Annotated in this window: 13 protein-coding genes; 6 read left to right on the top strand and 7 right to left on the bottom strand. The window is 74.2% G+C overall.

The window, feature by feature from the left end:
• Positions 1-4: 4 nt before the first annotated feature.
• A complete protein-coding gene (locus ACIBG4_RS03615) occupies positions 5-460 on the bottom strand; it encodes a MarR family winged helix-turn-helix transcriptional regulator (RefSeq protein WP_397200502.1) in 456 nt (151 codons plus the stop codon).
• Between the two features lie 85 nt (positions 461-545).
• Between ACIBG4_RS03615 and ACIBG4_RS03610 the strand changes: the two genes are divergently transcribed.
• On the top strand, positions 546-980 hold the full coding sequence (locus ACIBG4_RS03610) for a DoxX family protein (RefSeq protein WP_397200501.1): 435 nt from the start codon (positions 546-548) through the stop codon (positions 978-980).
• 91 nt (positions 981-1,071) lie between these two features.
• Here the strand turns inward: ACIBG4_RS03610 and mmuM are convergent, their stop codons facing one another.
• The 3 genes from mmuM to ACIBG4_RS03595 all read right to left on the bottom strand — a co-directional run bounded on the left by mmuM (position 1,072) and on the right by ACIBG4_RS03595 (position 5,496).
• Positions 1,072-1,947 (bottom strand): homocysteine S-methyltransferase, encoded by an 876-nt coding sequence (gene mmuM / locus ACIBG4_RS03605; protein ID WP_310714419.1) that lies wholly within the window; start codon positions 1,945-1,947, stop codon positions 1,072-1,074.
• A gap of 433 nt (positions 1,948-2,380) precedes the next feature.
• The gene (locus tag ACIBG4_RS03600) at positions 2,381-4,804 is read right to left on the bottom strand and encodes a VIT domain-containing protein (RefSeq protein ID WP_397200500.1); all 2,424 of its coding nucleotides are present in this window, start codon (positions 4,802-4,804) and stop codon (positions 2,381-2,383) included.
• Positions 4,801-5,496: a helix-turn-helix domain-containing protein gene (locus ACIBG4_RS03595; RefSeq protein WP_397200499.1), complete on the bottom strand. Its 696-nt coding sequence runs from the start codon at positions 5,494-5,496 to the stop codon at positions 4,801-4,803. Before ACIBG4_RS03595 ends, ACIBG4_RS03600 begins: the two co-directional genes overlap by 4 nt.
• A gap of 107 nt (positions 5,497-5,603) precedes the next feature.
• On the opposite strand from ACIBG4_RS03595, the gene ACIBG4_RS03590 reads away from it, so the two are divergent.
• Positions 5,604-6,071, top strand: coding sequence for a Dps family protein (locus ACIBG4_RS03590; RefSeq protein WP_397200498.1), 468 nt, complete (start codon positions 5,604-5,606; stop codon positions 6,069-6,071).
• A 192-nt stretch (positions 6,072-6,263) separates the two neighbouring features.
• The gene (locus ACIBG4_RS03585) at positions 6,264-7,298 is read left to right on the top strand and encodes an alkaline phosphatase PhoX (RefSeq protein ID WP_397200497.1); all 1,035 of its coding nucleotides are present in this window, start codon (positions 6,264-6,266) and stop codon (positions 7,296-7,298) included.
• Here the strand turns inward: ACIBG4_RS03585 and ACIBG4_RS03580 are convergent.
• Positions 7,292-7,894 (bottom strand): TetR/AcrR family transcriptional regulator, encoded by a 603-nt coding sequence (locus tag ACIBG4_RS03580; protein ID WP_397200496.1) that lies wholly within the window; start codon positions 7,892-7,894, stop codon positions 7,292-7,294. The genes ACIBG4_RS03585 and ACIBG4_RS03580 overlap by 7 nt on opposite strands.
• 98 nt (positions 7,895-7,992) lie before the next feature.
• Here ACIBG4_RS03580 and ACIBG4_RS03575 point away from each other — a divergent pair, with 98 nt between their 5' ends.
• A complete protein-coding gene (locus tag ACIBG4_RS03575; protein WP_397200495.1) occupies positions 7,993-10,188 on the top strand; it encodes an MMPL family transporter in 2,196 nt (731 codons plus the stop codon).
• Positions 10,189-10,239: 51 nt separating this feature from the next.
• Here ACIBG4_RS03575 and ACIBG4_RS03570 read toward each other — a convergent pair whose 3' ends face one another.
• A complete protein-coding gene (locus ACIBG4_RS03570; RefSeq protein ID WP_397200494.1) occupies positions 10,240-11,067 on the bottom strand; it encodes a GNAT family N-acetyltransferase in 828 nt (275 codons plus the stop codon).
• Between the two features lie 118 nt (positions 11,068-11,185).
• On the opposite strand from ACIBG4_RS03570, the gene ACIBG4_RS03565 reads away from it, so the two are divergent.
• On the top strand, positions 11,186-12,088 hold the full coding sequence (locus tag ACIBG4_RS03565) for a lactonase family protein (protein WP_397200493.1): 903 nt from the start codon (positions 11,186-11,188) through the stop codon (positions 12,086-12,088).
• An 81-nt stretch (positions 12,089-12,169) separates the two neighbouring features.
• A complete protein-coding gene (locus ACIBG4_RS03560) occupies positions 12,170-13,390 on the top strand; it encodes a N,N-dimethylformamidase beta subunit family domain-containing protein (protein ID WP_397200492.1) in 1,221 nt (406 codons plus the stop codon).
• Here the strand turns inward: ACIBG4_RS03560 and ACIBG4_RS03555 are convergent.
• Positions 13,387-14,178, bottom strand: a complete 792-nt coding sequence (locus ACIBG4_RS03555; protein ID WP_397200491.1) for a Clp protease N-terminal domain-containing protein — start codon at positions 14,176-14,178, stop codon at positions 13,387-13,389. The genes ACIBG4_RS03560 and ACIBG4_RS03555 overlap by 4 nt on opposite strands.
• Positions 14,179-14,210: the final 32 nt, after the last annotated feature.

The raw sequence follows: 14,210 nt of genomic DNA, 5'->3' as shown, positions 1-14,210 counted from the left end.
CTCCTCACCGCCTCAGGGCCTGCTCCGTCTTCGCCAGGGCCGTGGTCATGACCTCCAGCTCGTCGCGGGTGAGCCGGTCGATGAGGTAGGAGCGCACGACGTCGAGGTGGCCCGGCGCCACGCGTTCGAGGCAGCGCAGGCCGGCCTCGGTGATCACGGCCAGCACGCCGCGGTCGTCCGACGGGCACGTGGTGCGCTCCACCAGGCCCGCTCTCTCCAGGCGGGTGACCTGGTACGTCAGCGCGCTCTTCGACACCACCACGTCCCGGGCCAGCTCCGTCATGCGCACCTGGCGGCCGGGGGCGTCGGCCAGCCGCACCAGGATCTCGTACTGCGGGTGCGTCAGCCCGGCCGCGGCCTTGAGCTGCTCCTCGATGCGCCGCTCCAGCAGGTGAGAGGTGGACAGGAAGGCGCGCCACGCCGCCATTTCCGTGTCGTCTAGCCACCGGGTGTCCGTCACGGCCCAAGTGTACGCGTTGTTCAGATTTGAACCATCCTGCTACAGTCGTTCAAAACTGAACGAACCATTTGTCTGAGGAGACAGCATGATCGACCAGGCGCGCCCCGTCGCCCTGCTGCTCGCCCGGGTGGCGCTCGGCGTCATCTTCCTCGTGCACGGCTACCAGAAGTTCGCCGTCATGGGCATCGCGGGCACCACGAAGTTCTTCGAGTCGATCGGCGTACCGCTCGCCGGCGTCGCCGCTCCGGCCATCGCGGTGCTGGAGGTGGCCGGCGGCCTGGCGCTGATCCTCGGCGCGGCGCTGCCCATCGCGGGCACGCTGCTGGCGCTCGACATGGTGGGCGCGATCGTGTTCGTCCACGGGGCCAGCGGGTTCGGCGCGGACAAGGGCGGATACGAGTTCGTCCTGTCGCTCGCCGCCGGGGCGCTGGCGGTCGGGTTCACCGGGGGCGGCGCCCTGGCGGTGGACACGCTGCTGCGCCGCCGCCGCCGCGACACAGCGGTGGGCGCCTCGGCCTGACCAGGGGCGGGCCGCGCCCGGAGGGCGCTGCCCGCTTCACTCCACGCCTGGCCGGGGCTGGACGGCCCGAAGGGTCAGGACAGGCCGGGGGTCAGGACAGGTGGGTGCGGATCTGCCTGATGTGGTCGGGGGTGGAGCGGCAGCAGCCGCCGATCAGGGACGCCCCCGCGCGCTCCCACTCCTTGGCCGCCTGGCCGTACTCCACCGGGTCGGTCAGCCCGAGCCAGCGGCGGCCCTCCGCGTCCCACGTCTCGCCCGAGTTGGGGTAGACGACCACCGGCAGCCCTCCGGACAAGGCCGCGATCACGCCGGGCACGTGGCGCGGCGCGGTGCAGTTCGCGCCCACCGCCACCACCTGCGGGTCGCCGGTGAACAGGGCGGCCGCCTCACGGATGGGCGTGCCGTCGCTGATGTGCTCGCCGTCCCGGCAGGAGAAGCTCACCCACGCCTTGAGCCCCGGCGTCTCCTTCAGCAGCCGCGCCAGCGCCCGCGCCTCGGCGTACGACGGGATGGTCTCGCAGGCCAGCAGGTCGGCGCCGGCCGAGGCGAGGATCTCCCAGCGGGGCCGGTGCCAGGCCAGCAGCCCCTCCTCGCCGAGGTCGTAGTCGCCGGTGTACTCGGCGCCGTTGGCCAGGTAGGCCCCGTACGGGCCCACGCTGGCCGCCACCAGCCCACCCCCGGCCTCGTCGCGCGCCTGCGCGGCCAGCTCGACCGAGAGCCTGATGAGGCGCTCGGCCTGCGCCACGCTCGCGCCGCGTCGCAGGAAGCCGGGGATCGACGCCTGGTAGCTGGCCGTCGTCGCCACGTGGGCGCCCGCCGCGAAGTAGTCGGCGTGGACGCGCCGGATCAGGTCCGGGTCTTCCATCAGCAGCCGCGCCGACCACAGCTCGTCGCTCAGGTCGGCGCCGAGCGTTTCGAGGTGGGTGGCCAGGCCGCCGTCCAGGACAAGAGTGCTCACACGCTCCAGCCTATGGGCCGCGCCGTACCGGACCGGACGGTGCGCGGTATTTCGGGGACGCCGGTGGGCGCGGGGTTTCCCCGTTTACCGGAAAATGCGACCGTCGTTACTGGTCCGTATTTCTCGTCAGATTTCCGGCGATTGTGGTTGCACCTGCCTGAGGTCCGGCCCGGGAGGCGTGGTGGCAGGTCACAGGGCATGGAGAAGGCGTCACGCAGGGTCGCGTCACGCTGAGGGCGCGAGTCGTGACATTCCCTCACGACGCTCTCGGGACTGATTCGGGCTCTTTCTGTCGTACCGGACGGTGCCGTCATGAGGGCGGAACGCATTCGGCACGCTGCGCGATTTCGCCGGTTCTCTCCGCATTGCCCGCGCACGTTGAATGATCGCCGGAACACCGGTCCCGTCCTGGCCGTGTCACGGTCAGGACGGGACCGGCTCGTCAGGCGCGCTTCCAGAAGGGAGCGCGCGGCGGCTCCTCCCCGGAGCCGCCGCCGGGGCCGCCCGAGCCACCGCCGCCCGTCAGGGACGTGAGGACCTCGATGGCGTGCCGCCGCAGTGCCGTCAGATCCGTGCCCGGACGCTCGGCCGCCTCCAGCTCGCGCGCCAGGTCCGACAGCTCCGTGTGACCGCCCAGGTACGCCGACAGGGCCGCCAGCCGGGAGCCGAGGTCGGCCAGGTAGAGGGCATCGGCCGTGTGCAGGGCCCTGAGCCGGTCGAGCTCCGCCACGAGCTGTTCCCGTACCGACCCCAGCTCGCGCGGGGCGCGCCGGGCGGGACGCGGCGCCGCCCCCGGCCGCCCGAACATCGGGCCCCGCGGTCCCACCGAACCGCCCGAGGAAGCTCCGTACCCTCCGGCGCCGCCCGCGCCGCCGCCCCCGCCCGCGGGGGCGCCCGGAGCGGGGCCCGGGCTCATCGGGATTCCCTGGTCCAACGCCGCCTCGAACGTCGGCGAGGACGGCCGCATCGGGCTCGGCGCCGACATCACCGCGGCCTGCGCCATGAACCCGGGCATCGGCGGCGCCGACGGCATCTCCCAGCCGCTCGGCGGCTCGACCGGCTGGATGACCCGGTGCTCCGGCCCGCCCTCGGCCACCGTCCTGCTGTCCACCGCCACATACGCCGTGAACCTGCACAGCACGCCGTGCTCCAGCGAGACGCGGACGATCTGCGCCTCCAGCTCGTGCTCGCCCATCGCGTACCGGTCCTCCAGCTCGCGCAGGTGCGCGCGGGCCCAGACGGCGCGCAGGGCCGGGTTGTCCACGGCCGTCCCGGCGACCTGCCGCTCCCACGGCTCGCCCGCCGCCAGGCCGCGCACGGTCACTGGCCCGCCGCCCCGGTGACGCCCGTACACCCGCAGCGGCACGCCCGGGAAGATCGAGCCCAGATGCGTGAGCGTGCCCGGCACCACGTCGAGACCCTTGAGCTCCAGGTCCGTGACGAGAGGCGCGCCGATGCGCCGGTGGATCTGCTCCATGGCGGCGTCGAGCCGGTCCTCCGACTCGACCAGCTCGCACCGGCCCGCGCCGAGCCCGGCGAGCCTGCCGAGGAAGCCGGCGTTCACGGCGCGGTCGATGCCGACGGCGTGGACGCGCATGGCCGACAGCGCGCCGCCGGCCTGCTCCAGGATCTGGTCCTCGTTGCCCACCTGGCCGTCGGTGACGAGGACGAGCACCCGCTCGCGGCCCTCGGCGGACGGCAGCAGCGACACGGCCTCGCGCAGCGGCTCCAGCAGCTCGGTGCCGCCCCGGGCGTCCACGCGGGACAGGTGCTCGACGGCGCGGTACCGGTTGCGGTCCGACGCCTCCACGAGCCCCTCGAACGGCTGCTCCACCACCGAGTCGAACGTCAGCACCGCGAACCGGTCCGCGGAGGTCAGGGTGTCGACGATGCGGGCGGCGGCCCGCCGGGCGGCGACCATCTTCCAGCCCGCCATGCTGCCCGAACGGTCCAGCAGCAGCACCAGGTCACGGGGGGCGCGCGGCGCCTCCAGCGCGGGCGGGACGACGGTCAGCGCGAACGTCCCCTCGCCGCCGGAGGTCTCGCCGGTGCTCTCGCCGGAGGTCTCGCCGGTGTCGAGCTGGAGCGAGGTCGAGGCGTCGAACGCCAGCCTGAGGATGAAGTCCCGGTCCAGCCGCTCGCCGGGGCGCAGCCGTACCGTGTGGGCGTCCTCCTCCACGACGTGCAGGCTGGAGGAGACGTCGCGCAGGTCCAGCCCGGCGGGGTCGAGGGTCACGGCCAGCGACAGCCGCACCGGCGAGGGGAAGCCGGGCAGCAGCACCGGCGGGGTGATCCGCGAGGCGTCGGGGACCGCGCCGGTGTCGGGCGCCGTGCCGTCCCCGGCGGGCGCGCCGTCGAGCGGTGTTCCCGGGATGTAGCGGGGCGCCACCACCAGCGGGAAGCGGAACGTGGCCGCGCCGTCCTCGTACGGCAGCGGCTGGCTGAGCGACATCCGGACGGTGACCCGCTCGCCGGGCAGGATGTTGCCCACCCGGATCGTGAACACGTCCGGTCGCTCCTCCTCGGCGAGCGCCGCCCGCCTGCCCTCGCGCAGCGCCCGGTCGTAGTCGGCCCGCGCCTGGCCGCGCTCCTTGAGCACGCCCTCGATCACCCGGTCGTCGGCCTCCATCCGGAACGCCGTCACGGCCGCCCGGTCGGGGAGCGGGAAGACGTACGTGGCCTCCAGCGTGACGTCGAACGGGTTCCGGAAGCCCTGGGCCACCTCCACCCCGGCGACCAGACCGGAGATCGCGGCCGAGACGTCCACGCTCTCCAGCGGCAGGTTGCCCCGGTCGGTGCGCAGGGCGCCGAACCCGGTGTCCGGCACGGGCCGGCACCGTTCGGCCTCGAGTGGAACGATCTTCATGCGAGCTTCCTCTCTTCGAGCACCGCCAGCAGCGGGGCGGCCGCGCCGAGCACGGCCTGGACGTCGTCGGTGGAAGGGACGCGGCCCGCGCCGTCGAGCACCAGCGTCACGCCGGGCGCGATCCTGATCCCGCGCACCAGCCCACCGGCCGCCGTCTCCGCGTCGTCGGCGGCCGAGGTCGTGGCCGGCGTCACGGCCGGGGTCGCGGCCGGGGTGCGGCCGGTCGGGGGACGCGTCCAGAAGCGGGCCTCCTCGCCCTCCGGGGAAGCGCCGCCCCGGGGGTCCGCAGCGGAGATGCCGTCGGGACGGGGCGCGGGGACGGCCTTCGCGGCCGGCCGGGCAGCCGGGGGGCTTTCCGGGCGCCCGCCCGGAGGCACGGCGGTGTCCGGGTGACCCGCCGTCTCCAGCATGGCGTCCGTGGCGCCCGCGAGGGCCACCTGGATGTCGGCGATCGACAGCCCGGCGGCCTGCAGGCGCTTGACGGCGACGAGCTGCAGCAGGTGGCGCCGGCCGTACCGGGCGACCCTGCCGCGCCGGGACAGCGGCGGGTCCACCAGGCCGATCGTGGTGTACCACCTGATCAGACGCTCGCCCGGGACCTCACGCACCCGGCCGTTGCCGTTCGGCCCGCCGGCCCGCAGCAGGCCGGCCGCCCGCTCCGCCAGCTCGCCGATGGTCCAGGTCTCGTCCATGTCTCCACAATGACACTGTCACTGTTGCAGTGTCAATGTGCAGGATTAAAGCGGGCGAAATGGTTCAGAAGAAGGAGAGATGTCCTACTACGGGGAGGAAGAACATCATGGTGCAGATCACCGGACCGCTCTCGGGCGAGGCGAAGAGCACGGTGGCCGAGTGCCTGCAGGGCGCCCTGGTCGACCTCATCGACCTGTCGCTCGTCGCCAAGCAGATGCACTGGAACATCGTCGGGCCGAACTTCCGCTCGATCCACCTCCAGCTCGACGAGCTGGTCTCACTGGCGCGCGAGCACGCCGACACCGTGGCCGAGCGCGCGGCGGCGCTGGGGATCAACCCCGACGGCCGCTCCTCCACCCTGGCCAAGAGCACCAAGCTGGCGCAGCCGGAGAGCGGCTGGATCGAGGACGGCAAGGTCATCGCCACGATCACCGACATCCTCGACGGGGTCGGACGGCGTATGCGGGAGCGGATCGAGCAGACGGAGGAGCCCGACCCGGTCACCCAGGACGTGCTCATCGCGATCGCGCAGGACATCGACAAGGAACGCTGGATGTTCCAGGCCCAGCGCTGACCGCGTCGCGTCGGCGAAGCCCGGGAGCCCGCGCGGCCCCCGGGCTTCTGCTGCCGGAGGGCAGGGGGACGTGGGCGATATGCACGGTTGCGAGGGGCCGGAGGGCCGGGGTTCGCGTGCTGTTCGGTGTCCGGGATCCCGCCATTCATGTCCATGCGGTCGACTAGCGTGGACCCAGAGGGAGGCCTGACCATGTCCCGCAAGACTCTCCTCCGCACGGGCCCGCTCCGCCGGGAGGCGGTGGGCCCGTACGGCCCGCTCGCACCGTACGGCGGCGACGGGCTGGTCCTGCCCGCCGGGTTCACCGGCCGGGTGGTGGCGCGCACGGGCCGGAGGGTGGCCGGCCTGACGTGGCACGCGGCGCCCGACGGCGGCGCCTGCTTCCCCGACGGCAGCGGCTGGATCTACGTCTCCAACTCCGACCTGCCGCTGCTCGGCGGCGCCGCGGCGATCAGGTTCGGACCCGGCGGGGCGGTGGCCGACGCCTACCGCATCCTGTCCGGCACCGACCTCAACCGCGCGGGCGGCGCCACCCCCTGGAACACGTGGCTGTCGTGCGAGCTCGGCCACCGCGGGCGGGTCTTCGAGTGCGACCCGTACGGCACCCGCGCCGCCCGCCCCCGCCTGGCCATGGGCCGCTTCAAGCACGAGGCCGCCGCGTGCGACCCCGACCGGGAGGTCGTCTACCTCACGGAGGGGGAGGCCGACGGGTGCTTCTACCGGTTCGTGCCGGGCGACTGGGGCGACCTGACCGAGGGCCGGCTGGAGGTGCTGTGCGTCTCGGGCGAGTGGCGGCCGGTGCCGTCACCCGCCGCGCTGCTGAAGGCCGCGCGCCACCAGGTGGAGGAGGCGCGCCGGTTCGACGGCGCCGAGGGCTGCCACTACGCCGGCGGCGTCTGCTACTTCACCACGAAGGGCGACCGCGGCCTGTGGGCCTACGACGCGCAGACGTCCACGATCGAGCGGCTGTGCGAGGGCGTGCGGGCCGTCACCGCCGCCCCGTCCGGCGACCTGTACGTGGCCAGGGACACCATGCAGATCGACGTCATCACCCCCGACCGGACGATCAGCCCGTTCCTGCTGCTGGAGGGCCACGGCGCGTCCGAACCGGCCGGGCCCGCGTTCTCGCCCGACGGCTCGCGGCTGTACTTCTCCTCCCGGCGCGGCCCGGCGGGCGACCCGGCGGACGGCCGCACCTTCGAGGTGGCCGGCCCCTTCCGTCACTGATCTCCGCTCAGGTAGCGCACGAGCATGACCTTCAGCTCGGCCACGAGCTCCTCCGCCCGCTGCGGCGCAGCCGTGGTGACGAGCGGTATGACCGCCTTCACGGCCGCCACCGCCATCGTGCCGAGCGTGAGCGCCCGGGCCGGCTCCAGGCCGGGGGAGCGGCGCCGCAGCATGGCCGCGACCTGCCCGGCGATCGCCTCGTGCAGCCGCGCCGCCGCGGCGGCGAGCTTGTCGCCGGTCGCCGAGCCGTACAGCAGGGCCCAGTACGCGGGCGAGCGCGTCTTGAACGCCACGCTCTCGTCCACGAGCCGGCCGACCAGCGCCTCCAGCGGCACCTCCGGCGTGACCTCCGCCAGCCTGGCCGCCCAGAACTCCTCCCGCTCGTCGGTGTAGCGCGCCACCAGCCCGTCGAGGATCTCCTCCTTGTTGCGGAAGAACTGGTACAGCGACCCCGGTGACAGCCCGGCCCGGGCCGCGACCTGGTTGGTCGTCAGCTCCGGGTACCCCACGTCGGCGATCACCAGCTCCGCCGCGTCCAGGATCTCCGCCATGCGCCTCAGTCCGCGCGCCTGCCTGCGCACCACGCGCTCAGTCATGGCGGCCCTCCCCGTTGACAAATGCGAGCATTTACTTGTATTTCTGAGCCTCGAAGAACGAAACACGAGTAGATTACCGACTTTTTCGGGGGGCCCGCATGACCAACCCGACCGCGCCCGTGGTCCCGGGCACCAGCCCTCCGCCGTCCGAACGCGAGGGCGGGCCGCCCCTGCGCCGGCTCGGTCGCCTCCTCGCCCGGCGGCGCGGCACGGTGCTCGCGCTCGCCCTTGCCCTGCTGGTGGCCGCCGCCGCCCTCGCGGCCGGCACGGTGCCACGCCTGTCGCTGGCCAGGTTCGAGGCGCCCGGCTCGGAGTCCGACCAGGCGCAGGCCGAGCTGACCGCGCGGTTCGCCACCGGCAGCCCCGACCTGATCTTCCTGGTCAGTCCCAGGACCGGGACCGTGGACGATCCCGCCGTCGCCGAGGCGGGCCGGGCGCTCACCGCCCGCGTCGCCCGCTCGTACGGCGTGGCCGAGGCCGCGTCGTACTGGACCCGCGGCGACTCGGCGACCCTGCGCAGCGAGGACGGCCGGCACGCGCTGATCGTCGCGCGCGTCCCCGGGGACGCCGGCCACGTCAGGCAGGACGTACTGCCCCGCCTGGTCCCCGAGATCACCCGGGGTGACGCGCTCCTCCAGGTGCGGGCCGGGGGAGGGGAGGAGGTGTTCCGCCAGACCGTGCCGCTGGCCCGCCAGGACTTCGTCCGCGCCGAGCTGGTCATCTTCCCGCTGGTGTTCGTCCTGCTCTGGCTCTACCAGCGGCGGGTCGCCGCGGCCCTGGTGCCGATCCTGGCCGGAGTGTTCGCCATGGTCGTCGGGCTGGCGCTGCTGCGCGGGGTGCTCGCGTTCGCGGAGATCTCCACGTTCGCCCTCAATCTCACGCTGGCGATGGGCCTCGGGCTCGGCGTCGACCACTGCCTGTTCATGATCGCCCGCTTCCGCGAGGAGGCGCGGCGCGGGCTGGACCGGGTGGAGGCGGTCGCCGCGGCCGTCGAGCACGCGGGGCGGACCGTGCTCTTCAGCGGGCTGACCGTGGCCGCCTCGCTGGCGGTGCTGTTCGTGCTGCCGTTCGGGTTCCTGCGCTCGTTCGCGTACGCGGGCATCGCCGTCGTCGCAGGAGGGGTGGTCGCGGCCGTGCTCGTGCTGCCGGCCGTCCTCGCCTGCGCCGGCGGCGCGATGCTGCCCCGGCGGGGCGGGCGGGAGGGGGCCGGCGGCTTCTGGCACGCGCTCGCCGGCCGGGTGATGCGCCGGCCACTGGTCTTCGGGGGCCTGGCGACCGCGCTGCTGCTCCTGCTCGCGTCGCCGTTCCTGGGGCTGCGGTTCGGCGTGGCCGACGACCGCGTCCTGCCGGCCGACGCCCCGGCCCGGCAGACTCAGGAGGTCATCCGGCAGGGCTTCCCCGCCGAGGAGACCGACGCCATCCAGATCATCTCCAGGGGCCGGGCTGCCTCCGCGGGCGCCGGCGGGCCGGTGGACGCCTACGCCGTGGCGCTGTCGCGGCTGCCCGGTGTGGCCCAGGTCGACTCGGCGGCCGGCTCGTACGCGGAAGGCCGGCGGACCGGCGCCGGAGACCCGGCCCGCTTCACCGGCGAGGAGGGCACGTGGCTGTCGGTGGTGCCCTCGGCCGAGGCGCTGGCCGGCGACCCGGTGCGGCTGGTGACGGCCGTGCGGGCCGTCGAGCCGCCGTTCCCCGTGCTGGTGGGCGGCTATCCGGCGGAGCTGGCGGACTACCGGGCCTCGGTCGTGGACCGGCTGCCACTGGTCCTCGGGCTGATGCTGGGCGTCACGTTCGTCCTGCTGTTCGCCATGACCCGCAGCCTGCTCATCCCGGTCAAGGCGACCGTGCTCAACCTGCTCAGCCTCGGCGTCATGTTCGGCGCGCTCGTCTGGGTCTACCAGGACGGGCACCTGTCCGGCCTGCTCGGGTTCACGCCCACGGGCAGCCTCGACCCCAGCATCCCCATCCTCATGCTGTGCATCGCGTACGGCCTGTCCATGGACTACGAGGTGTTCCTGCTGTCCAGGATCGAGGAGGAGTACACCAGGACGGGCGACACCACGGAGGCCGTGGCGGCCGGCCTCCAGCGGGATGCGCCGCTGATCACCGCGGCGGGCGGCATCCTGGCGCTGTCCTTCGCCGCGTACGCCACCGCCGGGGTGACGTTCGTGCAGATGCTCGGCGTCGGCATGGCGGTCGCCGTGCTGGTGGACGCGACGGTGATCAGGGCGGTGCTGGTGCCCAGCCTGATGCGGCTGGCCGGGCCGCTCAACTGGTGGCCGGGCAGGCGACGCTGACGGGCCGGGCCTGCCGGTGGCCGGGCAGGCGGCGCCGGCGGGCCCGGTCCGTCACAGGTCGCGGGACCAGATCTCGTCGACCACCTCGACGCCGTTCTCCCGGCCCTTCTCGCTGGACTCCAGGACGAATCCCACCGCCGCGTAGATGCGCCGGGCGCTCACCAGGCAGTCGCGGGTCCACAGCGTGATCCGCTTGTGGCCGGAGTCCGCGGCGTGGCGAACGCACTCCTCGACGAGCCGCCGCCCGAGGCCCAGCCCCCGGGCGGACGGCTCGACCAGCAGCATCCGCAGCTTGGCGGTGCGGTCGTCGACGTGCTCGAAGAACACGCAGCCCAGCCGCTGGCCGCCCGCCTCGGCGATCCAGCCCGCGTCGCGGGAGGAGAAGTCCAGCTTCCCCATGAGCCCGGCCACGGTCCGCTCGAACGCGATGCCCCAGCCGTACTCGCGGCTGTAGACGTCGGCGTGCCGCTGGACGGCCCAGCCGAGGTCGCCGGTGCGCGGCGGCCGGATCACGAACGGTTCGCGCCCCGGGGCGTCGCCGAGCAGCCGCCTGATCGCCGCCATGGCCGTCATCAGCCGCTCCTGGTCGCTCTCGGCCATGCCGCCGAGCATCCTCTCGATCTCCTCGGCGGACCGGGCGTCAAGCGTGCGGAACGTGGTCGTGCCCGCCTCGCTGAGCCGTACGACCTGCTTGCGCGCGTCGGCGGCCGACCGCTCGCGCGACAGCAGCCCGTCGCCCTCGAGCCGGGTGAGGATCCGGCTCAGGTAGCCCGCGTCGAGCCCCAGCAGCCCGCGCAGCTCCCCGGTCTCCATCGGCTCGGCGTGCGCCAGCTCGTACAGCACCCGCGCCTCCGTGAGGGAGTACGCCGAGTCGTGCATCCCCGCCTGGAGAACCCCGATGACCTTCGTATAGAACCGGTTGAAGGCTCTGATCTCAGAAACCCTTGCTTGGGTCAACGAATTCATTGCTCCAGTCAACCATGAGAGGACGCTTGTCGTGAAGCACCTGTACATCGGCGGATACGGCCCGGGCATCGTCACGGGTGACGGCGAGCTGACCCGCATCGCCTCGCCGTCATTCCTGGCCGCCCACCCCGATCTGCCGGTGCTGTACGCGGTGGGGGAGCTGGAGCAGGGCTGGCTCACGGCGTTCCGGGCCGAGGACGGCCTGTCGCCGCTGGCCGAGCGTCCCAGCGAGGGCCGGTTCCCGTGCCACGTGGCCGTCCACCCGTCCGGCACGCTCCTCGCGGTCGCCAACTACGGCGACGGCACCCTCTCCTTGCACCGGCTCGACGAACGCGGGGTCCTCACCGGCGCGGCGGTCGCCCTGCGCCACGAGGGCTCCGGCCCCGTGACCGACCGCCAGGAGGGCCCGCACGCCCACCAGGCGGTCTTCCACGAGGACGTCCTGCACGTCAGCGACCTCGGCACTGACGAGATCCGCCGCTACACGCTCGACGGGGAGCCGCTGGAGCCGCTGCGCCTGCCGCCCGGCACCGGCCCGCGCCACATGGCCTTCGCCGGGTCGCGCCTGTACGTCGTGGGTGAGCTGGACGGCGTCGTCACCGCCATCGACGGCGGCAGCCGCGTGACCGGCGCCGCCTCGCGGGCGGCCGCCGGCAACCAGCCGTCCCACCTGGAGGTGGCGGGAGACTTCGTGTACGTGGCCAACCGGGGCCCGGACACCGTCTCCGTGCTGCGGGCCGACGACCTGACCCCAGTGGCGGAGGTGCCCTCCGGCGGCGCCTGGCCGCGCCACTTCGCCATCGACGGCGACCGGATGTACGTGGCCAACCAGCACGCGGGCGGGGTGACGGTGTTCGCGCTGGAGGACGGGGTGCCGGTGCCGACGGGGGAGGCGTACGAGGTGGAGAGCCCGGGCTGCGTGCTGCCGGTGTGACGGTCGCGGCCGGGTACGGGGGCCTTAAGGAGTGGGTCAAGTGGCGGCCGGGCCGGTCCGGGGTCGTGACGATGGGGTCCCGTGCGTACGTCTCCCGCCGCCAAGGCGTCGTCGCGGGGCTTCCCCGCCGGCGTTCCTGCGTTCGGTGTCCCCGCGTCCGGTCTCCCGGCGTTCAGGATCATGGTCGCCGGGCTGGCGCTCGTGCTCGCCGCCGGGTGCGGCGCCGCCCCGCCGCCCGGCCTCGCCCCGCCCCCGAGCCCCTCGCCGCTGCCCACCCCCGCCGTCTCCGGCCGGCCTTCGGAGAGCGGGGCGGGCCCGGGCGTCGAGGGGCCGGGTGGCGGTGGACGGGCGGCCGGGCCGGCCGGTCCGGGACGCGAGCGGCAGGGGGCGCGCGGCGCGCGGGCCGCGTGGCGCGTCGGCGAGCAGGGCGGCGAGCACGAGATCGAGGGCTACGCGGACCGCGTCAGTGTGCTGCCGGGCGAGCGGTTCCGGCTGCTGGTGTCCACGACCGCGCCCACCTTCACCGCGCAGGCCTTCCGCATGGGCGCGCGTCCCGAGCCGGTCTGGCGGTCCGAGGCCGTTCCGGGGGTACGGCAGGCGGCGCCCATCACCGTCGGCGGCATGGTGACCGCCGCCCACTGGCGGCCCTCCCTGACCGTGGACACCACCGGCTGGCGGGAGGGCGTCTACCTGGTGCGGCTCGACGCGTCCACCGGGGGCGGCCGGTACGTGCCGATCACCGTCCGCTCCGCCTCCGCGCGCGGCCGCGTGGTCCTCGTCAACGCGGTCACCACCTGGCAGGCGCACAACACCTGGGGCGGCCGGGACCTCGCGACCGGCGGCGGGCCCGCGCCGAAGGTCACCTTCGACCGGCCGTACGACGGGACGGGCGCGGACTTCTTCACCGCCTACGAGCGGCACGCCGTCGCCGTGGCCGAGCGGAGCGGGGTGCCGCTGGCGTACCTGACCAGCGTGGACCTGACGCCGGGCGCGTTGCGCGGCGCGCGGGCCGTGGTGTCCCCCGGATGGGACGCGTACTGGTCGCCGGACATGCGCGCCGCCCTCACGCGTGCCGGCCGGAGCGGCGCGCCCCTCGCCTTCCTCCACCCCGGCCCCGGCCGTACCCGCGTCGGCCTGTACGGGCGGCTGATCCGCTGCGAGGGCCCGTGCCCGCGTTGGAAGGCGCCGGGACCGGCACGGACGCCCCTCGGCCTGCACGAGCTGCTGCGACGGATCGCCCGCGACCGCACGCCTGGCCCGCGCCTTCTCCCGTCCCCGCCGGCCAGGAACGAGGCCGGCTAGCCGCGGTCGCGGAGGATGGCGGCGAGTGCCTCCCTGATCTCCCGCTCCGCCGCCTCCTTGGTCACGCCGAGCCCTTCCAGCACCGTCGCGACCGGGTGCGCCGCCGGGCCCTCGCCCAGCGAGAGCACGCCCAGCAGCACGTGCTCCGTGCCGACGTAGTTGTGACCGAGCCGCAGCGCCTCGCGCAGCGTGAGCTCCAGCGCCTTCCTGGACTGCGGCGAGAACGGCGGCCCCCCGGCACCGGGCTCCGCCCCAGCGGGGGAGTCGTCCCCGGAGCCGTCGCCGGAGCTGTCGCCGGAGCCTTCGCCGGGCCGGGCGGAGGTGAGGGTCTCCATGGCCTGGCGCACCGTGCCGGGTGGCGCGCCGAGCTTGTCCATCGCCTTCACCGCCACGCAGTCCGGCTCGCTCAGCAGCCCGAGGACCAGATGCTCCGGCTCGATGTGCCGCGCCCCGGCCTCCCGGGCCCCCGTCTGCGCGGCCACGATGACGGCCCGGGTCCGCTCGGTGAAGCGCCCGTACGAGCGCAGGTCCTCGGCCAGCGAGGTCTCCTTGGGCACGAAGCGCTTCTGGGCGGCCTGCTTGGTCACGCCCATGCTGCGCCCGATCTCGGTCCACGAGGCGCCGGAGTGCCGGGCCCGGTCCACGAAGTGGCCGATCAGGTGGTCGGCCACCTCACCGAGCTGCTCACCCAGCACGACGGCGTCGGCGAGCTGCCCCAGCGGGTCGCCGTCGGGGTGACGGCTCTTGATCGCGTTGATGAGTTCGTCGAGGCGAACGGTTCCATCCATGCGTCAACCATAGGTTGACGCTAGCCGGGCGT

Source organism: Nonomuraea sp. NPDC050383 (genome assembly GCF_044459125.1).
In the GTDB taxonomy this organism is placed as follows: domain Bacteria; phylum Actinomycetota; class Actinomycetes; order Streptosporangiales; family Streptosporangiaceae; genus Nonomuraea.
The sequence above is the reverse complement of the archived record's forward strand: the minus strand, read 5'-3'. Positions and strand labels throughout refer to the sequence as shown.